Below are 18,263 nucleotides of genomic sequence, written 5' to 3'. Positions count from 1 at the left end.
CTATGCCGGTATCGCGGCGCAAGTACAGGAAGGGAGTGAATTTCATCAATTTTGAACCGCCACCCCCATGGAACAGCTCGTCAGGCCCGTATTTTGACCGGCAGCACGCGGGACTTTTTCACGACTCCATAGGCAAAGCTGGTTTCGACCGACGAAATACCCGGTAGTTTTTGAAACGTATGGCGTACCAGCTCCTCATATTCATCGAGTCCGCCGGTCACCACTCGCAGCTGATAGTCCGATCCGCCCGCCATCAGATGGCAATCCAGCACTTCGGGCGTATCATGCACGATCCTCTCGAATTTCTGAATTGTGTCTTCGGTGTGAATCGACAAACGGATGCGCACGAAGCACGTGATGGGATACCCGCATGCCTTCTGATCAATCGTCGCACAATACCCCTTGATGATCCCCGCCTTTTCCAAGTTCCTGACCCGGCGCAGGCAGGGCGAAGGGGATAATCCGACCTTTTCTGCCAGATCCTGATTGGTCAGGCGGCCATCCTCTTGCAAGGCGCGCACAATGTTAGCATCAATCTTGTCCATATAACCCCCAGTTGGTTATTTCTGCCAATTTTTGCTTCTTTATTGGCATAAATTGACAGCACATGTCCCAAGTGTGCTGCTAGATTGTGCGAACAGCTCAGGAGGTTCCCCGTTGCCACACGATACCGCTCGCTCTCACGGACTCGCAACGCGCGCCATCCACCATGGCTACGCACCTGCAAGTCATTCTCACTCCCTTACTCCGCCCGTGCACATGACGTCTACCTTCGTTTTCCCCGACACTGCAACAGGATCAGCACTTTTTGCAGGCGAAACCGAAGGGCACATATATTCCCGCATCTCCAATCCAACGGTCGCCTTGCTCGAATCCCGAGTGGCAAATCTCGAAGGCGCAGAGGCAGGGCTCGCAACCGCCAGTGGTATGGGCGCCATCTCCGCTACCTTGTGGACATTGGTAAAGCCAGGCGACGAAATTATCACCGACAAGACGCTGTATGGTTGCACATTTGCGTTCATGCGCGACGGCCTTTCGCGCTTCGGCGTGAAGGTCACTCATGTTGACCTGCGCGATCCGGACAATTTGCGCGAAGCGATCAGCGAGCAGACCCGGATCGTCTATTTTGAAACCCCGGCCAATCCGAACATGCGGCTGGTCGACATTGTCGCCGTTTCAGCCGTCGCGAAACAGGCCGGAGCGTTGACGGTGGTCGACAACACCTATGCGTCGCCCCTCCTGACCCGGCCAATCGAACTGGGCGCCGATTTCGTGATTCACTCAGCAACAAAGTACCTTGGCGGGCATGGTGATCTCGTCGCGGGCGTGGTCTGTGGCCGCGCCGACCTTATCCATAACATTCGGATGATTGGCGTGAAGGACATGACCGGCTCGGTGATGGCCCCACTGACGGCGATGCTGGTTATGCGGGGCCTGAAGACACTGCAACTGCGGATGGCGCGCCATTGCGAGAGCGGGCAGACCGTAGCAGAGTGGCTGGAGCGCCACCCTGCAGTTTCCGAAGTCTACTATCCCGGCCTCCCAAGTCATCCGCAACATGAGCTTGCGTGCCGCCAGATGAGTGCCTTTGGCGGCATGATCGCTTTTGAGCTGAAGGGGGGCTTCGAAGCCGGAACGGCCATGATGGACCAGCTCCGCCTGATTCAGCGCGCCGTCAGCCTCGGCGACGCGGAATCCCTGATTCAGCATCCTGCCAGCATGACCCACTCGACATACTCACAGGAAGAACGGCTGGAGCATGGTATCTCTGACGGCCTGGTCCGTTTGTCTGTCGGGCTGGAGGATTTGGTCGATATTCTCGCGGACCTTGAAAACGCTCTACCGACCAACGCACTTTAGCCGTCGTCACGATGCACATTCACCTCGTTCACTCCACGGGGCTTTGTTCATCCAGCAGGTCATCTTCGGTGTTGTTGGCGCGTTCAGCCGCCACCTTTTCATCAAGGGTGTTGTCGGCAGCGACATCCGTGGCTTCGCGCGTATCAACATGAGGCTTCGGACGTTTGACACCTGCATGCTGCTGGGTGCCAATCTCCGGTTTACCGCTTTTTAGCGCATCTTCTACGCCGCTGTCGAAACGCAGCCGGTAAATCGGCTCCGGCAAAGTAAAGCCCGCCTCTTCCAGAACATCCTTGGTCGCGGCTATCGCGAGGCCGCGTCCCTTCGCAAAGTTTGTTTGCGCCTGATCCACCCATCCCATGAAATGAAGGATAATGTTTGAGTCTCCAACCGTCTGGATGAAAGCTTCCGGCTCCGGATGGTCTAACACGAAACGTAGCGCTTTTAACTTATCGAGGCCAAGCTGCATTGCCGCGACAGGGTCATCGGCCGCATCGACTCCAAGATCGAACTCAAACCGGCGTTCTGGATTGCGGGTGTAATTCAGGATAACGGCCTTGAATACTGTCGAGTTGGGGATGCGGAGATGATTACCATCCATCGTCATCAGCACGGTGGCACGAGAGGTCAAGCGCATCACCTTTCCCTCATATTCATCAATCAGAACATGCTCATTTGCCCTGAATGGCTGGCGCACACTCAGCATTATGGAAGAAATGTAGTTTTCCAGTGTGTCTCGGACAGAAATGCCGATCGCCAGGCCGATGACGCCGGCTCCGCCGAGAATAGTTCCCATTACCGTTGTAGCACCCAAAATGCTCATCGCGACCACGAGAGCGACCAGCAGCAAGACAATACGGAACGCACCCGAAACCAGTTCTACGAGAAACGGATTTGGCAGAATCCAACGCCAAAAACTCCGCCAAGAGGCAACCAAGTGTCCAATCAGCGCAATCGTGAGAAATACTCCCAATGCGATACCGTAAAGTGGAAGAGCGCGGACAACACTTCCCCACGTATCAGACGGGTCCCCAAAAAACGGCGTCGCGCTATCTTCAACTGACAAGCTTCGGTCGATTTCGTTCTCAACCGTGACAACGCCATTTACACGCAAGGCCAGATCTTCGGCGCGGGCAACAGCGCTGGTGCTGGGGACTTCCCCGGCCAGCCGTACGACACCGTGATTAACTTCGACCGTCACACGGTTCAGCGATCCGATCTCATCAAAGATGGCGGAAATACGAGATTTGATGGACGCATCGCTAACCGTAGGAGGAGTCTGAATGATCGGACTGGGATCTTCGGTTGTGTCCGAAGTCTGTGCCACGGAGGTTGGGACGAACAACACCAAGCACAGCACAATTAGCACCGCATATTTGACGCTCGATGCCGCGGAGCGAACACAAGTCAGGAGTTGTAGCGAGTTCACACCTCCAAGAACACGCGACAGGAGGCAAAGTTCCCGATGCGTCGCAATCCCAACTTCTCGTGCGCGCCACTGCCTGTGTGAGAACCGGCGATGACACACTCACGGCGAACAACACTGGAGGCGAACGCAGAGCGTTGCGACTAACCCACGATCGCATGCTCCTCTCCAAACCAGAGCGGGGAACTGGCAAGGTCGATGAACTTCTTCTCGTCCTCCAGCAATTCCGCGCCCGCCTTCGCCACTTCCTCGCTGGAATTGGCAGCCATGCTCTCCTCGCTTTCGAACCAGAGTTCGGCGACCCCGTCATATGCCTTCGGTCCACCGCGTGAGCCTTGCATGGCATCATTCAATTCATTGTGTCCGGTATGGCACTGCACGTAACGCAGTATTCCCAGCGTCTCGGCATGCTTCGCCACCAGCGGGGCATGCTGCTCCCGCCAGTAGCGCTGAAACTCCTCACGGCTCAGATGGGGCAAGCGGCGCAGGCAAAAGGTCAGCTTGATCAAAGCAGATCCCCGCCCGCTGCGGCCGCGGTCGTGCCGTCCTTCCGGAACGCGCGAATGACATTCTTGCCGGTAATCCATTTGTGCACTTCGTCCGGCCCATCTACGAGACGTTGGGACCGGATGTGCGTGTACCAGGCCGCCAGGGGTGTATCGAGCGAATAGCCAAGGGCGCCATGCAGCTGGATCGCGGTGTCGACCACTTTGTGAACCATGTTCGCAAGGAACACTTTAGCGATTCCGTTCTCTTGCCTCAGGTCCATGCCATTCTCGGCTTTGTAGGCAATGTGCATCAGCATCAGCCGCGCAATATAGAGTTGGCTTGCGCACTCAGCCAACATGAACTGGACCCCCTGGCGATCTTCCAGCGGCTGACCAAACGTCTCTCGGCTTGTAACATGCTCCGTAGCCAGATCGAGCGCGCGCTGAGCCATCGCTACATTGTGCATGCCGTGACGCAGGCGACCATAGGCCAGGCGATGCTGGCCCATGGAGAATCCGCCCCCTTCCCCGCCGAGCAGATTTTCTTCCGGCACGACGAGGTTCTCGATCTTCACTTCAGCATGGCCGCCGCCCATCTCTTCATAGTGGGGCCCATGCACTGCCATGGTGGGAATATCACGGATGATCTTGTAACCCGGATTGGGCAGCTCCACGATGAAGGTGGAGAATTGTTGATGGCGAGGCGCGTCCGGATTGGTCTTGGCCATGACGACCGCGATGTCAGCAGCGGTGGCGGCGCTGGAAAACCATTTCTCACCATTCAGGACGTAATTGCCCTTGCCGTCCTTTTCCGCACGCGTCTGCATGCCAGTGGCATCCGCGCCGGCCGCCTTCTCCGTCATGGAATAGCAAATGCGCTTTTCGCCATTCAGCAGCGGTTTCAGGTACTTTTCTTTCTGAAAGTCGGTGCCGTAGGCCAACAGTGTGAGCATGGTCGCATCATCCGGACCTTGCGAATTCATCGACAGCGCACCGAGATGGCTCTGGCCAAGTTCCATCTGGACCAGCGCATTGGCCAGCGGCCCAAGGCCCATTCCGCCATGCTCGACTGGGATGAAGGGCAACCACAGGCCTTGCGCGCGCGCCTTCTTGCGCAGTTCTGGCAACACGTCATTGAACCCGCGACCGTTGGACATTTCCTGTTCAGCAGGAATGCATTCTTCCTGCACCCATTTGCGCACGCGCTCGCGGACTTCTTTTGCCTCTTCCGGTATCGTAAAATCAATGGCCATCTTTTCGCTCCCTATTGTTTTTCAGGAAGGCTAAAGCGGAAGCGGAAATATGCACAGACTGACTTCGCGTCAGGCGGGACTATTCATAATCTACTTTTTCAAGATAGAGCCCGTCCGGAGGGGATATGGGCCCGCACGCCGTCCGCTCGGCAGCCGCCAGGATCTCCGCGATCCATTCGACAGGTTGCTTGCCACGCCCGACATCCACCAGGCTACCCATGATCGAACGAACCTGCCTGTGCAGGAAACTCTTCGACCGACAGGTCATCTCGACCCGATCTCCATAACGTGAAACAGAGATCGCATTGAGCGTCTTAACCGGCGATTTGGCTTGGCAATCCGTATCGCGGAATGTCGTGAAGTCATGCGTCCCGACAAGTATCTGCGCGGCTTCATGCATCTTGTCGGCGTCCAACTGTGACGATATCCGCCAGGCCCGACCGTCATCCAGCGTGAGGTGAGCGCGTCGATTGATAATGATGAAGCGATAATGCCGCTCGGTTGCGCTGAAGCGGGCGTGGAAGTCATCATCCACCTTATCTGCCTTCAAGACGGCAATCGGATGTGGGCGCAGATGAAAATTCATCGCGTCTGGCACTTTGGTTCCGCGGTCAGTTCGCAGATCCATGTGCGCGACCTGTCCTGTTGCATGAACGCCGCTATCGGTGCGCCCAGCGCCATGCACGAGAACCGGCGCCCCGTCGAGCTTGGCCGCAGCCTCTTCCAGAGCGCCCTGCACGGTCGGAATTCCGGGCAGACGTTGCCAGCCCTGATACGGGCCACCATTGTATTCGAGGAGGAGTCTGTAACGTGGCATTCAGCGGCCCTAGCCAAAGGCCGCCGGATAGGTCAACCGGCCGGATGTTGGTGCCGCCGGATCAAGACGCAGCGCCATGAAAGCCTCGCCGGACCATTTGCATTCGAATGGCTGGGCAAGGTCAGCGGAAAACCCAAACCGGGGATAGTATTCGGGGTGCCCCAGCACGAAGACAATCTGCTCCCCCGCTCCTTCCAGCGCCATCAGGCCCATCTGGATCAGGCCGCTGCCGATACCGGTCTTCTGAAAATCAGGATGAACCGACATTGGCCCAAGACCGACGGCCACCGGTTCGCCATCAAGCTGCATGCGGAAAAACTGAATATGGCCGGCAATGGCCTTATCGTCGCTCGCCACGAGTGAGAGCACGCTCTCACCGCTCTTGGCGAGATCCCGAACCATGCGGCCCTCAGCCTTGCCGCCAAAGGCAAGATCATTCAGCGCAACGATCTCATCAAGGTCTTCTTCACGGGCGGGACGAATCCAGAAGCTCATCAGCCAAGCACCGTATCCGGAGCAATCGCCTGCCCCTGCAGGAATTGGTCTGCATTCATTGGCTTTCCCCCTGGCTTTTGCAGGCGGAGGATACGCACAGCGCCGCCATCGCCGCAAGCAACCAGCAGGCGGTCATCCAGAACCATGCCTGCCGGGGCAGTGGTTTCCCGGCCAGAGCGACGGCACATCAGCAGTTTCAGCCGCACCGGCTCGTCCTTGCCCGGCGGCGTCCAATAGCACCATGCACCCGGAAACGGCGACAGACCCCGGATATGACAGTCGACCTCTCGCGCAGGCCGCGACCAATCGATCTTCTGGTCATCCGGGCCAAGCTTGGCGGCATAAGTCATCCCCTCTTCCGTCTGCGGAACGGGGGTCAGGCTGCCATCGGCGAGGCCTTCAAGCGCACGCGGCGCGAGTTCTGCGGCGAGCGCGGCCAGCCGATCATGCACGCTGCCGGCCGTATCTTCTTCGGTGATCTGCGTGTGCGCCGAGGCAAGCACCGGCCCCGTATCAAGCCCGGCTTCCATCATCATCGCATCGACGCCGGTTTCGGTGTCCCCCGCCATGATGGCCCGCTGGATTGGCGCAGCGCCCCGCCAACGCGGCAGGATCGACGCATGCATGTTGAGACAACCAAGGCGCGGTGCATTGAGAACGGCCTGCGGCAGGATCAGCCCATAAGCTACGACCACAGCCGCGTCGACGTTCAGCGCAGCGAAAGCCTCTTGTTCCGGTGCCTTCTTCAGGGACTTCGGCGTGCGAACCTCAATTCCCTTTGCCTCGGCAAAGGCATGAACAGGTGTCGGCGTTAGCTTCTTGCCTCGCCCGGCCGGACGTGGCGGCTGTGAATAGACACAGACGATTTCGTGCCCGGCGGCGATCAACGCGTCGAGCACACCGGTTGCGATATCTGGGCTGCCCATGAAAGCAAGGCGAAGGGGTTTTGTCATGATGCGGGGATAGTCGGTTCGGGGTCAATTTGGAAGCAGTGTCTCGCAAACGCGTCAACGCATTGCACCAGCCATGCTGAATGGGGTGAGCCCACTGCCGCCTGCGATGAAAACGATCGCTGCCGCTAGGATGAGAGCGGCCGTCCATCGGACCCAGGGACGCGCGAAGAAGCTGCCGCGCTTCTTCATGACGATCAGGCCGACTCGCGTGCGTGCAGGCGCTTGGCCTTCTTCACCTTGTCGACCGCGCGCTGGCGTTTCAGTCGCGACAAATAGTCGATGAACAGCGTGCCTTCCAAATGATCCATCTCGTGCTGGATGCAGACTGCGTACATACCTGTGGCCACTTCTTCGACCTTGAAACCATCATAATCGAGATAGCGTACGCGACACTCGATCGGGCGTTCGACTTCCTCGAAGATGTCCGGCACCGAGAGACATCCCTCTTCATAAGGTGCCTTGTCATCGGTCAGCGGCAGGATCTCCGGATTCACAAAATAACGGGGTGCAGGCTCTTCACCCTCTTTCGCCAAATCCATCACAATCACGCGGAGCGGCACGCCGATCTGTATCGCCGCCAGCCCAATGCCCGGGGCGTCATACATGGTTTCCAGCATATCATCCATGAGCGCGCGGATTTCGTCAGTGACGCCGCCCTCGACGGGCTTCGATACTTCCTTCAGACGCGGGTCCGGGACGGTGAGGATTTTTCTGATAGCCATGCTTTTCAGATATGCACGCAGGGACCTCTGGTCAACACTTGGCCGTCATTCCGCCGCCAGCGGCTTCTTGGCGCCGCCAAAGTCCAGCTCCCCTGTATTCTCCGATACATTCGCCCTGTTCTCGATCTGCTTGGGCTCTGCCAGCGTCTTTGCAGGCGGGGCAATCTCCATGTCTTCGAACTTGCGCAGGGTGGGCAGGACGCGCTTGTCGAACGATCCCATCGCGGAGTTGAAATGGTCGACTGAGCCATTCAGTGACTTTCCGAGTTTCTCGATATGGCCGAGCATCACGCCCATCCGACTGTAAAGCTCTGCACCCAGTTCGGCGGCAGCCATCGCATTTTCATTCTGGTGATGCTGGCGCCAGAGATGGGCCACCGTTCGGGCCAGCGCGATCAGGGTGGTCGGCGTCGTCACAATCACTTGCCGACTCATCGCCTTTTCAATCAGGTCCGGAGAATGCTCGAGCGCCGCCGCGAAGAAATTCTCTCCGGGAATGAACATCGCAATATAGTCAAAGCGATTGCCCAGATTCGACTGGTAGTCCTTTGAGGCCAGCGTGCTCACATGCCGCTGGACGCTGGTCGCATGAGCCTTCAGATGAACGACCTTCTGGGCCGGATCCTCGGCTTCTACCGCCGCCATGTAGGAGGCGAGCGAGACTTTGGAGTCGATCACGATCTGTCGCTCGCCCGGAAGACGGATGATCGCATCCGGTCGCTGGCGTCCCTCCTCCGTCTGGTCATGCACCTGTTCGGAGAAGTCGCAATGCGCAGACAGGCCGGCCTGCTCCATGACGTTTCTCAATGTCATCTCGCCCCAGCGCCCGCCGCCCTTTGGAGCCGTCAACGCGTTGACCAGCTTGCCGGTCTCCTGCGTGTTGCGGTGCAGGCTTTCCCCAATCGCCTTGACCTGTTCCGACAAAAGAGACTTGTCTTGGGTGCGGACTTTTTCGATTTCGTCGACCCTTTTCTTGAAGGCGTCGAAATTCTCTCCAATCGGCTTCATCAATTCCTTGAGATGCCCCTGCGCGCCTTCCTTGTGCTTCTCAAACGTCTCATTGGCGAGCTGCAGGAATTGCGCATTAGCGCGTTGCAGGACCCCCTGCGCCATTTCGCCAAACTTGCGTTCATCCTCGGCGCTGCGGGCTTTCGCCTCGGCCAGCTCCAGCTCTGCCTTGCGCGAGACCTCTTCCAGCGTGCGGATGCGCTGTTTCGCCTCGACAAGTTCATCGGTCGCACGCTCAAGGTCCAGTGTCAGCCGCTCCGCCTTCGCGCCGAACTTGCTGGCAAGCCACCAAGCCGTGCCCGCCGAAGCGAGGGCCAGAAGGAACAGGATAAGGTGCGCAGCATCGAAGCCCGCACCGCCGATAATGATGATTGGGTCCATATGGGCATCCTCGCACGATTCTGCTCAGAACATATAAGGAACATGCCGCATTGTCTATTGAACGCTGTGGTTTGCCCACCGCTTGACTTCCCGCCCAGGCTGATCCTCTTTTCCACCGGGATGGCACAAGGGCAGCGAGATGCGACTGATATGGATGAGTCTGTTTTTGACGCTGGGGGCCTGTGCATCAGCATCTGGCCCAATATCTCAAGCAGAACTGCCACCAACCGGCGCAATAACATACCTGCCACCGCTGGCCGAAGTCACTTTGGTTACCGCTTCTGGCCAGCGAGAACCGCAATCGGACTCCTCAGAAACGGCTCGCATTAACCTTGCCAACGCCTTGTCGAACGCGGTTCCAGCCGATGCGTTCGATCAATCTCACGAAGGACAAGAACGAGCAAAATTCCTTGCGATCAAGCTGGAGGAGGCTGCGGTCAATCCTGGTCCGGTTCAAACCTCCGAAGTCGACACACCAGAGTATCTGGTCGCTATTATCCAAGTTAGATTCGATGTGGAAAGCTCCGCCAGTCAGCTGTTGCAAGGCGGTCTAAACCTCATGTTCGGCGGCGTTCCAGGTCCGGATGGTATAGACCAGACGGCTCAAATCGCCCTGTTCGCCCAAGGGACTGATGATCTGGTATGGTCGCGCACCCTTGTTGCTCAGGATCCACGCACCCCCGATGATGCGGAACGCCTTATAAGCGAGCTGATAGCCGCATCCAGCCAGGATACAGAGTTCTGACACTGTTCCCATCTGGAGGAATCACGCATGCGTGGCATGGGACTTGCTGGCGAGTATCCCGACATGTTTGACGCGTATGAAGCCCCCTATGAGGTCGCCGAATTGACTATCGATATTTGCGTCTGCACCTATCGCAGGCCTTCAATTGAGGACACGCTGCGATCGCTCGACCGGCAAACCCTGCCGGACGGCGTATCGGCGCGCGCAATTGTTATCGACAATGACGAAACTCCATCGGCCCGCGACCGGGTCGAGGCCATCGCGGCAAACTTGTCCATGCCCGTCAAATACATTCATGCCCCCGCAAACAACATTTCGATCGCGAGAAACGCCGGTTTGGATGCCGCCACCGCCCAATGGATTGCTTTCATCGATGACGATGAAGTGGCAGAACCGGATTGGCTGGCCTCCCTGCTCCAGATGGCACGCGTGAATTCTCTGGACGCTGTCTTCGGCCCAGCCATCGCCGTTTATCCTGAGACGGCGCCCAACTGGATGCGCCAGCAGGATTACCATTCGAATGTCCCTGTACGCCGAGGCGGCGTGGTGCAGACCGGACATACCTGCAACGCTCTGATGCGCGCCAGCTCCCCTATCGTGAAAGGCCAGCGCTTTCTGATCGAAAAAGGCAAGACTGGTGGCGAAGACACTGAGTTCTTTTTCAGGCTCTGGTATGCAGGCGCCAAGTTTGGCATAAGCGAAGCGGCGATCGTGCATGAAGCGGTAGACCCGAAACGCTTGGACTCCGAATGGATTCGCCAGCGCAAATTCCGTTCAGGGATGAGTTTCGGCTACCACTCCCTGACCACACGCAACACGGTTACGCTGACCATTACTGTGCTCGCTTCGCTGGCGAAGATTGTTTTTTGTTACGCGATGGCTGGCATCTTCTTCTGGTCCACACAAAAGCGGAATTTCTGGGCGATGCGCGGCGTCTTCCATCGTGGCTGGCTGGCCTCGGCCTTCAGCACGAAGGAACCGGAACTCTACTGAGTAATCTCTAAAACGGTAGTTTGAAGCCGGGCAGCATGCCCCCGCCAAGACCTTGCGTCGCGTCCTTCATAGCCTTTTCCATGGCTTCATCCAGACGCTTGCGCGCATCTGAATGCGCAGCCTTGATGAGGTCTTCGACAATTTCCGGATCATCATTCATCAGTGACGGGTCAATCCTGACACTGACCATATCACCCTTGCCTTTGAGGCGCACCGACACAAGCCCTGCCCCGGCAACGCCTTCGGCCTCGGTTGATTCAATCTTTTCCTGCGCTTCCTGCATCTTGGCCTGCATCTGCTGGGCCTGTTGCATGATCTTGCCAAGGTCTTTCATGGGAAGCGGGCCTCCTTCAGGCCGATCGTCTGGAGTTCAGGTCAATAACGTTGCCGTCGCTTGCGGCAGGCTCAGTCACATCAACAATGGTAATGCCGGGAATACTCTTCAAGGCGTCTGCCACAGCCGGGTGCGCCGCCGCTGAGGCAAACAATTCCTCGCGCGTCCGAATTTCCGTCTGGCGCATTGTTTCGGCATTGGTACGGATCTGCTCGACGACCCAGTCATCGCCTGTGTCGCGTTCGAGGAACGCCTTTAGCCGGGCGAGCAAATCGTTTGGTGCATTGTCTTCAAGTTCGCATGAGAAATAGCCGTAGCGCACAGGACCTGGCCGAATGTATCGCTCCAACTCGACCTGCAGGTTCACTTCCCGGTGCTCACCCAGATAGGCGACAATTTGGGCAAAGCTCTCCAGCCCGCCGGCGGGAGACGGGGCCATGCCATGTTGTTCAGGCTTTCCCGGCGCACCGCCTGACTCGGCGATCATGCGCGCGGCCTCCTCCGGTGACGGAAGGTTTGCCGCCGCCGCAAGGCGCAGGATGATCATGTTCAGCGCGGTCGCCGTGTCAGGCGCCGTCTGGAGGTCATTAAACCCGGAGAGCAGGATCTGCCAGTAGCGCGCGGCCTGCGCAGCGGTCAGTTTCTGCGCCATGGCCAATGTGCGCTGGGTCCATTCGGCGGGCCCGGCAGACTGGAACTCTCCCCCCGTGGCCTGAGCCACGGAGACATCGGCACAGACATCCATCAGGTCTTTCAGGATAACCGCCGGATCAGCACCTGCATGAATCTGGTCTTTCACCTCGGCCAGCGCCTCTGCAGCACTGCCGGAGATCGCTTTCTCGAACGCATCCAGCAGGCGCGCCCGGTCGCCGAGGCCCAGCATGTCACGCACCGCCGCGCCAGTGACTTCTTCGCCATCCATGGTCTGCACGATGGCCTGATCCAGAATCGAAAGACCGTCACGCACCGAACCCTCGGCAGCGCGAGCAATCAGCGCCAGCCCCTCTTCCGAGACTTTCGCCCCCTCATTCGTGGCGACCCGGCCCAGATGCTCGGACAAATTCACGGCATCCAGTCGTTTCAGGTCAAACCGCTGACACCGCGACAGGACCGTGATCGGCACTTTGCGGATCTCAGTAGTTGCGAAGATGAACTTCACATGCGGCGGCGGCTCTTCCAGCGTCTTCAACAGCGCGTTGAACGCGGCCGTCGACAGCATGTGAACCTCATCGATGATGTAGACTTTGTGGCGGGCCGAGACCGGCGCATAGCGCGCGCCATCCAACAGGTCACGCATATCGGCAACGCCGGTGCGGCTGGCGGCATCAAGCTCCAGCACGTCCGGATGGCGGCTCGACATGATCGCATCACAATGCTCGCCCTTGGGGTCGAGCCGGATCGACGGACCGTCATGATCCTCGGACTGGTAGTTAAGCGCCCGAGCCAGCAAACGGGCAGTCGTGGTCTTTCCCACACCGCGCACGCCGGTCAGCATGAAGGCGTGCGCCACTCGGCCCGTCTCGAAGGCATTCGAAAGCGTGCGGACCATGGCTTCCTGGCCGATCAGGTCCTCGAACCGGCGGGGCCGGTATTTGCGCGCGAGCACCTGATATTCGGCCGATTTCGGCGCCTCATCCTCCCCGAACATCGAGAAGGTCTGGTCGTCGCGTTCTTCGGGGAGTTCGGAATCGCTCATCAACCGGGACTTTAGCGACTCATGCGGCCCTGCCGCAATGGGGCGGGCTCATCTCATTTACTCACAGCAGGATTAGGTCTCGAGCAATCGGGCTCGCAAGCGCTCCTGCGCGGCGTCATCCACACCCAGCACATCCGCCAGATAGGCATCGACGGTTCCATGTTTGTCGTGAATCACGTTGAAGGCAGTATCGAGATAACGCAGGCGCACGCCTAGGAATGGCCGGAACACTTCGGGCTCGTAGACCTTCCCAACTTGCTCGTTGAAGAAGGCTGCCGCCTGCGGCAGGAATTCGTCGACATTCACCGCTGTGTTGGTCAGTTCGTAATCGGCCCGAAGATCGGCTTCCTCGACCCCGAGAATGTGATGCGTCAGCGCGCAGAGAATGCCGGTACGATCCTTGCCGGCAGCACAGTTCACAAGCCCTGCGGCGTCGCCTTCCAGTCCCGCCAGATGCTCGAACCAGTTCGAAAACAATTCGGCATGGTGAGCCTTGAAGGGCGCCAGCGCGTAATAATCATTCATCCAGTCGTCAGCCTTCTGGGCGTCGGCCTCGACCTTCTTCAGGAATTGCGCGTGCGGGGCTTCATGCTCGCGGCCGCCATCATGAGTCAGCGTGTTGGGCGCCGACCAGCGCGCCACATTGCGCTCGCGCTCGTCAGGGCGGCGCAAATCGGCCTGTAGATGGATGCCCAGTGCGCCAAGCGCGGCGAGGTCTTCCTCAGTCGCCTCGGCATAGTGGCCAGATCGGAACAACCGGCCGCGTTTTACCTGTCCACCGTGGCGGGAAGCATAGCCGCCAAAGTCACGAAAATTGCGGACGCCTTGGAGTGTGTAGATTCTGTCTGTCATGCCAGCGAGGTACCGCGCCGCGCGGCAATCGTCCAGATGGGCGTCGGGGAAGGTTTTGTGACCCTCCCCTTCGGCTCAGCTGTTTTCGTTGACCACAATCACCTTGCGATGCGGAAACGGAATCTCGATGCCAGCTGCATCCAACGCCTTCTTCACCTGCTCCGGCAGTGAATACCGCACGTGGAAGTAATGCGCGCCCTCACAGAATGGCCGCACAATGAAGTCTACCGAGCTGTCATTGAGGGTCTCGACCTCAACGAAGGGTGCAGGATCCTTCAGGATGTGAGGATGATCGGCCAGCACCTTGTCGATGGTCGCACGGGCCTTGTCGATATCTTCGCCATAGGCCACGCCAAAATGCATATCCACACCGCGCACTGGGTGATGACTGTGATTGATGATCTGGTCACCCCAGATCTGGCCGTTCGGAATGATAATCTGCTGATTGTCAAAGGTTTGAAGTACGGTGGTGAACAAGGTAATTTCGTCGACCTTGCCAAACTTTTCAGCCGCGTCGATGAAGTCTCCGACCTTATAGGGACGGAACACCATCAGCATGACTCCCGCCGCAAGGTTCGACATCGCGCCCTGCAGAGCCAAGCCGACCGCGAGGCTGGCCGCGCCAAGCAGTGCGACTATCGAAGTTGTCTCAACCCCGAAACGGTTCAGGACCGCAATGATGACAAAAGCGAGGATAACGTACTTCGCGACGCTCCCCATGAAGCGAAACAGCGTGTCGTCCAACCGCTCATTGCGTTCACCCGCATTTCGGATGCTCTTGCCGACCCGTCCGGCGATCCAGAACCCTATAATCAGGATGAGCAGGGCGAGCAGGATATTGGTCGCCCACGAGAGCGCCGACGGAAGATACTGATTTATGTCAATCTGATCGAACCAGTCTTGCATGGTTTATTCCCCTTCTTTTCAGCCACATCACTGGCAAAAGCCGGACCCAGCCTGAATATTGGCCGGGTCGGTCATTCAGGTTGCGTTCACGACGCGGCAATCCGAGAGTCCAAGGGGGAACCACCAGAGACTGAAATACGAGGGGAACCGGTTGGCCTGGGCGCTGTTGAATTGAGACACCCCAATTCGAAGAGGCCCCCATGACCGAGACCGTCAAAACCCAATATGACATGCGTGACCCAAGAACGCAGTACCCACAACCGCCCTTCCCCAAGCAACCGCAGGACAAGCCAGGGTTCGATCACAAGATGGAGCCAAAAGCAGATCATGGCGAGAACAGCTATCAGGGCTTCGGCCGCCTGAAGGACCGCAAGGCACTGATCACCGGTGGTGATTCGGGGATCGGTCGCTCAGTTGCCATCGCCTATGCCCGCGAAGGGGCAGAGATCTGCATCAACTACCTTCCCGAAGAGAAAGAAGACGCCAACTGGGTCTGCGACCTGCTGGAAGGCGAAGGCCACACCGTACACCGCATGCCCGGCAATCTGACCGACAAGGAATTCTGCAATACCCTGATCAAGGAAGCCCATGAGAGAATGGGCGGACTCGACATTCTGGTGAACAATGCGGGCAAGCAGATGCGCCAACCGGGCATCGAAGACATTTCCGATGAACAGTTCGATGAAACCATGAAGACCAATGTCTATGCCATGTTCTGGCTGACCAAGGCTGCGCTCCCCCTCATGCCGCCCGGCGCGGCCATCATCAATGTTACGTCCAATCAGGGCTTCAGCCCGGCCCCCTACCTGCTCGACTACGCCACCAGCAAGTTTGCCATTCGCGGTTTCACCGAGGCCATTGCTCAGGGTGCGATCGAGCGCGGCGTCCGCGTTAACGGCGTTGCCCCGGGCCCATTCTGGACGCCGCTCCAGCCCTCCGGCGGACAAACACAGGAAAAAGTGCAGGAATTTGGCGAGGGCACTCCCATGGGCAGACCCGGCCAGCCAGCCGAGCTCGCGCCTACCTTTGTCTTCCTCGCCTCCCAGGAGTCCAGCTATATCAGCGGTGAGATCATTGGCGTGACCGGTGGAAAGCCGATCAGCTGATTGATACACGTCAACGAAAGTGCGGTATCTTGTGCTTCGGTCTCGGGAACCTTGCCCGGAATCCGGAGTTCAAGCGTACTGATGTCATGAAGGAGCAAAATCCATGATGAAGTTTCGTTCTGCCCTGCTTGCAGGTTGCCTCGCCGCCAGTACTTCCCTCGGACTCAGCGCCTGCTCGTCCCTTCCAGACGAAGTTGACCGCGCCCAGATTGACGCTGGGAGCCGCGCCGCGCTCAACAAGCTGGTCAGCGAAAACGCCGCTGCCCGCGCCATCAACAGCCAGTCTCGTGCCGTCCTGGTCTTCCCGTCCATGGTCAAGGCCGGATTGGGGGTTGGCGGAGCGTATGGTGAAGGCGAACTGATCCGTAGTGGATCAACGGTCGAATACTACAGCTCGTTCACAGGATCATGGGGCCTGCAGGCTGGCGCACAGTCATACGGTTACGCTGTCTTCCTTATGAATGACGATGCAGTGGACTACCTCGAGGAATCCGAGGGTTGGGAAATCGGCGTCGGACCAACTGTGGTTCTTGTGAATGCGGGTGTTGCAGAAAACCTCTCCACGTCTACACTGAAAGAAGACGCATACGCATTTGTTTTCGACCAAAAAGGCCTGATGGCTGGCATCAGTGTTGAAGGCACGAAGATTACCAAACTGCAGTAGACAGGCTTGGGCTCAGGTGAGCCAGGGCGAAGGCGCAAGGTTTTCGGTTTTCCGGGCCTTGCGCCTTTTTTGCTGCCTGACAGTTCCACCTATCTGAACGGCGGCTCGTCGAAGGCGCGTAGCTTGCGGCTGTGCAGTTTGGCGCCTTTGTCGGCAGACAAGCGTTCCAGCGTTTCTATCCCGATACGGATATGCTCGCCGATGGCCCGCTCGTAAAAGCGGTTGGCCGCACCTGGCAGCTTGATCTCGCCGTGGAGAGGTTTGTCCGATACGCAGAGCAGCACACCATATGGAACGCGCAGGCGGAAGCCATTCGCAGCAATCGTGGCGCTTTCCATATCAATCGCAATTGCTCGGGATTTGTTGAACCGGCGCGCAGACGCAGAGAAGCGCAGTTCCCAGTTCCTATCATCCGTAGTCACAACCGTTCCGGTACGCAACCGCCGTTTCAACTGTTTCTCGTCCTCACCTGTCACAGACGCAGCCGCCTGTTGCAGCGCGACTTGCACTTCGGCAATTGGCGGCACAGGAATTTCCGGCGGCAGAACAGCGTCAAGCACATGGTCTTCTCGCAAATAGGCATGCGCCAAGACATAGTCCCCGATGGCCTGGCTATGGCGTAGCCCGCCACAATGGCCAACCATCAGCCAGACTTCAGGACGCAGCACGGCGAGATGGTCGGTGATTGTCTTGGCGTTGGACGGACCGACACCGATATTCACCAGTGTGATGCCGCCTCCATTTGGCGCGCGCAAATGATAGGCTGGCATCTGGAACCGGCGCCAAGGTGAGGCATCGATTTCAGCCCGGGATGTGTCGGTGGGCTCAGAGACCTCCAATCCGCCCGGAACAGATAGAGAAGTATAGTGATTGTCTTCTGCGAGCTTGTCCAACGCCCAGTCACAGAACGCATCGACGTAACGGTGATAGTTCGTGAACAGCACATAATGCTGGAAATGCTCAACGGGTGTACCGCAATAATGCTGCAGCCGCTTCAGAGAGAAATCGACTCGCTGCGCATCGAACAATGCCAGTGGATGGGTTTCATAGGGCTCGTAGAGCTCCCCGTCGGCCACTTCATCACCAATATCGGCAAGGTTTGGACTCGGAAAGTGACGCGCCAGTTCCGCGGGCGAGATCTCGTCCAGTCCACTTGCCTGCCCCTGTTCCCACACATAGGCATACGGAATTTCCGAATCCGACTGTTCGACATACACATCAATGTCATAGTCCCGCATCAACAGAGAGAGCTGTTCCGACAGGTAGTCGCGGAAGAAGTCCGGCCTTGTGATGGTGGAAACATATGTGCCAGCTTCAGACATCTTGCCGAAGGCGCGCGAAATCGGCGGGGGCGGTCCATCGGGATTGTAGGCAATCCTGATTTGCGGATAGCAGAACGCGCCGGACTCGCGCAGCGCGGGCGCCGGAGGCTTTCCGGAATGGAGGAACATGTCCAAGGCCGAGGACAAGGCGGAAACGGCGTCGGAATACAGGTTTTCCAGCGCGTCTATAACGTGTTCGGGTGTGTTCAATTTCGACATGGCGTCAAATGGCGGGATTGCGA

Annotated in this window: 19 protein-coding genes; 5 read left to right on the top strand and 14 right to left on the bottom strand. The window is 58.1% G+C overall.

Annotated features, from left to right (window positions below; genetic code table 11):
* Positions 1–80: 80 nt before the first annotated feature.
* A complete protein-coding gene (locus L53_RS12775) occupies positions 81–545 on the bottom strand; it encodes an Lrp/AsnC family transcriptional regulator (RefSeq protein WP_034816068.1) in 465 nt (154 codons plus the stop codon).
* 112 nt (positions 546–657) lie between these two features.
* On the opposite strand from L53_RS12775, the gene L53_RS12770 reads away from it, so the two are divergent.
* Entirely contained in the window at positions 658–1,860 is a 1,203-nt protein-coding gene (locus tag L53_RS12770) for a methionine gamma-lyase (protein ID WP_034816066.1), read from the top strand.
* A gap of 28 nt (positions 1,861–1,888) precedes the next feature.
* On the opposite strand, the gene L53_RS12765 is transcribed toward L53_RS12770, so the two are convergent.
* From L53_RS12765 to rmuC, 8 genes are all read right to left on the bottom strand, one after another.
* Positions 1,889–3,289, bottom strand: coding sequence for a mechanosensitive ion channel family protein (locus L53_RS12765; protein ID WP_034816064.1), 1,401 nt, complete (start codon positions 3,287–3,289; stop codon positions 1,889–1,891).
* A 140-nt stretch (positions 3,290–3,429) separates the two neighbouring features.
* On the bottom strand, positions 3,430–3,795 hold the full coding sequence (locus tag L53_RS12760) for an EthD domain-containing protein (protein WP_034816062.1): 366 nt from the start codon (positions 3,793–3,795) through the stop codon (positions 3,430–3,432).
* A complete protein-coding gene (locus L53_RS12755; RefSeq protein WP_034816059.1) occupies positions 3,792–5,027 on the bottom strand; it encodes an acyl-CoA dehydrogenase family protein in 1,236 nt (411 codons plus the stop codon). The genes L53_RS12760 and L53_RS12755 overlap by 4 nt, the downstream gene beginning before the upstream one ends.
* 79 nt (positions 5,028–5,106) lie before the next feature.
* On the bottom strand, positions 5,107–5,844 hold the full coding sequence (gene truA, locus L53_RS12750; protein WP_034816056.1) for a tRNA pseudouridine(38-40) synthase TruA: 738 nt from the start codon (positions 5,842–5,844) through the stop codon (positions 5,107–5,109).
* 9 nt (positions 5,845–5,853) lie between these two features.
* Positions 5,854–6,339: a GNAT family N-acetyltransferase gene (locus L53_RS12745; RefSeq protein ID WP_034816053.1), complete on the bottom strand. Its 486-nt coding sequence runs from the start codon at positions 6,337–6,339 to the stop codon at positions 5,854–5,856.
* Complete coding sequence (gene fmt, locus L53_RS12740; protein ID WP_034816050.1) at positions 6,339–7,292, bottom strand: methionyl-tRNA formyltransferase; 954 nt, start codon at positions 7,290–7,292, stop codon at positions 6,339–6,341. The genes L53_RS12745 and fmt overlap by 1 nt, the downstream gene beginning before the upstream one ends.
* 194 nt (positions 7,293–7,486) lie before the next feature.
* Entirely contained in the window at positions 7,487–8,014 is a 528-nt protein-coding gene (gene def / locus L53_RS12735) for a peptide deformylase (RefSeq protein WP_034816046.1), read from the bottom strand.
* Positions 8,015–8,059: 45 nt separating this feature from the next.
* Positions 8,060–9,403 carry a DNA recombination protein RmuC gene (gene rmuC / locus L53_RS12730; protein WP_034816044.1) on the bottom strand — a complete coding sequence of 448 codons (1,344 nt, stop codon included), beginning with the start codon at positions 9,401–9,403 and terminating at the stop codon, positions 8,060–8,062.
* A gap of 154 nt (positions 9,404–9,557) precedes the next feature.
* On the opposite strand from rmuC, the gene L53_RS12725 reads away from it, so the two are divergent.
* Together L53_RS12725 and L53_RS12720 are read left to right on the top strand one after the other, a co-directional pair.
* Positions 9,558–10,148, top strand: a complete 591-nt coding sequence (locus L53_RS12725) for a hypothetical protein (protein ID WP_156947919.1) — start codon at positions 9,558–9,560, stop codon at positions 10,146–10,148.
* Between the two features lie 27 nt (positions 10,149–10,175).
* The gene (locus tag L53_RS12720) at positions 10,176–11,141 is read left to right on the top strand and encodes a glycosyltransferase family 2 protein (protein WP_233347808.1); all 966 of its coding nucleotides are present in this window, start codon (positions 10,176–10,178) and stop codon (positions 11,139–11,141) included.
* Between the two features lie 7 nt (positions 11,142–11,148).
* On the opposite strand, the gene L53_RS12715 is transcribed toward L53_RS12720, so the two are convergent.
* From L53_RS12715 to L53_RS12700, 4 genes are all read right to left on the bottom strand, one after another.
* Positions 11,149–11,475, bottom strand: coding sequence for a YbaB/EbfC family nucleoid-associated protein (locus tag L53_RS12715; protein ID WP_034816038.1), 327 nt, complete (start codon positions 11,473–11,475; stop codon positions 11,149–11,151).
* Between the two features lie 16 nt (positions 11,476–11,491).
* Entirely contained in the window at positions 11,492–13,171 is a 1,680-nt protein-coding gene (locus tag L53_RS12710; protein WP_051607933.1) for a DNA polymerase III subunit gamma/tau, read from the bottom strand.
* A gap of 72 nt (positions 13,172–13,243) precedes the next feature.
* Positions 13,244–14,023, bottom strand: coding sequence for a tyrosine-protein phosphatase (locus L53_RS12705; protein ID WP_034816035.1), 780 nt, complete (start codon positions 14,021–14,023; stop codon positions 13,244–13,246).
* Positions 14,024–14,098: 75 nt separating this feature from the next.
* Complete coding sequence (locus tag L53_RS12700; RefSeq protein ID WP_034816033.1) at positions 14,099–14,929, bottom strand: mechanosensitive ion channel family protein; 831 nt, start codon at positions 14,927–14,929, stop codon at positions 14,099–14,101.
* A 200-nt stretch (positions 14,930–15,129) separates the two neighbouring features.
* Between L53_RS12700 and L53_RS12695 the strand changes: the two genes are divergently transcribed.
* Positions 15,130–16,035 carry an SDR family oxidoreductase gene (locus L53_RS12695; RefSeq protein ID WP_034816031.1) on the top strand — a complete coding sequence of 302 codons (906 nt, stop codon included), beginning with the start codon at positions 15,130–15,132 and terminating at the stop codon, positions 16,033–16,035.
* Positions 16,036–16,138: 103 nt separating this feature from the next.
* Entirely contained in the window at positions 16,139–16,699 is a 561-nt protein-coding gene (locus L53_RS12690) for a YSC84-related protein (RefSeq protein WP_034816029.1), read from the top strand.
* Positions 16,700–16,788: 89 nt separating this feature from the next.
* Here the strand turns inward: L53_RS12690 and L53_RS12685 are convergent, their stop codons facing one another.
* A complete protein-coding gene (locus tag L53_RS12685; protein ID WP_034816027.1) occupies positions 16,789–18,240 on the bottom strand; it encodes an AMP nucleosidase in 1,452 nt (483 codons plus the stop codon).
* Between the last annotated feature and the right edge of the window lie 23 nt (positions 18,241–18,263).

Source organism: Hyphomonas sp. L-53-1-40, from assembly GCF_000682775.1.
Classification (GTDB): domain Bacteria; phylum Pseudomonadota; class Alphaproteobacteria; order Caulobacterales; family Hyphomonadaceae; genus Hyphomonas.
This window is presented reverse-complemented; position numbering and strand designations above follow the sequence as displayed.

Excerpts from the sequence above, each read along its gene's own strand:
- L53_RS12775 (WP_034816068.1), bottom strand. The coding sequence starts at position 545 with ATGGACAAGATTGATGCTAACATTGTGCGCGCCTTGCAAGAGGATGGC.
- L53_RS12755 (WP_034816059.1), bottom strand. The coding sequence starts at position 5,027 with ATGGCCATTGATTTTACGATACCGGAAGAGGCAAAAGAAGTCCGCGAG.
- truA (WP_034816056.1), bottom strand. The coding sequence starts at position 5,844 with ATGCCACGTTACAGACTCCTCCTCGAATACAATGGTGGCCCGTATCAG.
- L53_RS12745 (WP_034816053.1), bottom strand. The coding sequence starts at position 6,339 with ATGAGCTTCTGGATTCGTCCCGCCCGTGAAGAAGACCTTGATGAGATC.
- fmt (WP_034816050.1), bottom strand. The coding sequence starts at position 7,292 with ATGACAAAACCCCTTCGCCTTGCTTTCATGGGCAGCCCAGATATCGCA.
- def (WP_034816046.1), bottom strand. The coding sequence starts at position 8,014 with ATGGCTATCAGAAAAATCCTCACCGTCCCGGACCCGCGTCTGAAGGAA.
- rmuC (WP_034816044.1), bottom strand. The coding sequence starts at position 9,403 with ATGGACCCAATCATCATTATCGGCGGTGCGGGCTTCGATGCTGCGCAC.
- L53_RS12725 (WP_156947919.1), top strand. The coding sequence starts at position 9,558 with ATGAGTCTGTTTTTGACGCTGGGGGCCTGTGCATCAGCATCTGGCCCA.
- L53_RS12720 (WP_233347808.1), top strand. The coding sequence starts at position 10,176 with ATGCGTGGCATGGGACTTGCTGGCGAGTATCCCGACATGTTTGACGCG.
- L53_RS12715 (WP_034816038.1), bottom strand. The coding sequence starts at position 11,475 with ATGAAAGACCTTGGCAAGATCATGCAACAGGCCCAGCAGATGCAGGCC.
- L53_RS12710 (WP_051607933.1), bottom strand. The coding sequence starts at position 13,171 with ATGAGCGATTCCGAACTCCCCGAAGAACGCGACGACCAGACCTTCTCG.
- L53_RS12705 (WP_034816035.1), bottom strand. The coding sequence starts at position 14,023 with ATGACAGACAGAATCTACACACTCCAAGGCGTCCGCAATTTTCGTGAC.
- L53_RS12700 (WP_034816033.1), bottom strand. The coding sequence starts at position 14,929 with ATGCAAGACTGGTTCGATCAGATTGACATAAATCAGTATCTTCCGTCG.
- L53_RS12695 (WP_034816031.1), top strand. The coding sequence starts at position 15,130 with ATGACCGAGACCGTCAAAACCCAATATGACATGCGTGACCCAAGAACG.
- L53_RS12690 (WP_034816029.1), top strand. The coding sequence starts at position 16,139 with ATGATGAAGTTTCGTTCTGCCCTGCTTGCAGGTTGCCTCGCCGCCAGT.
- L53_RS12685 (WP_034816027.1), bottom strand. The coding sequence starts at position 18,240 with ATGTCGAAATTGAACACACCCGAACACGTTATAGACGCGCTGGAAAAC.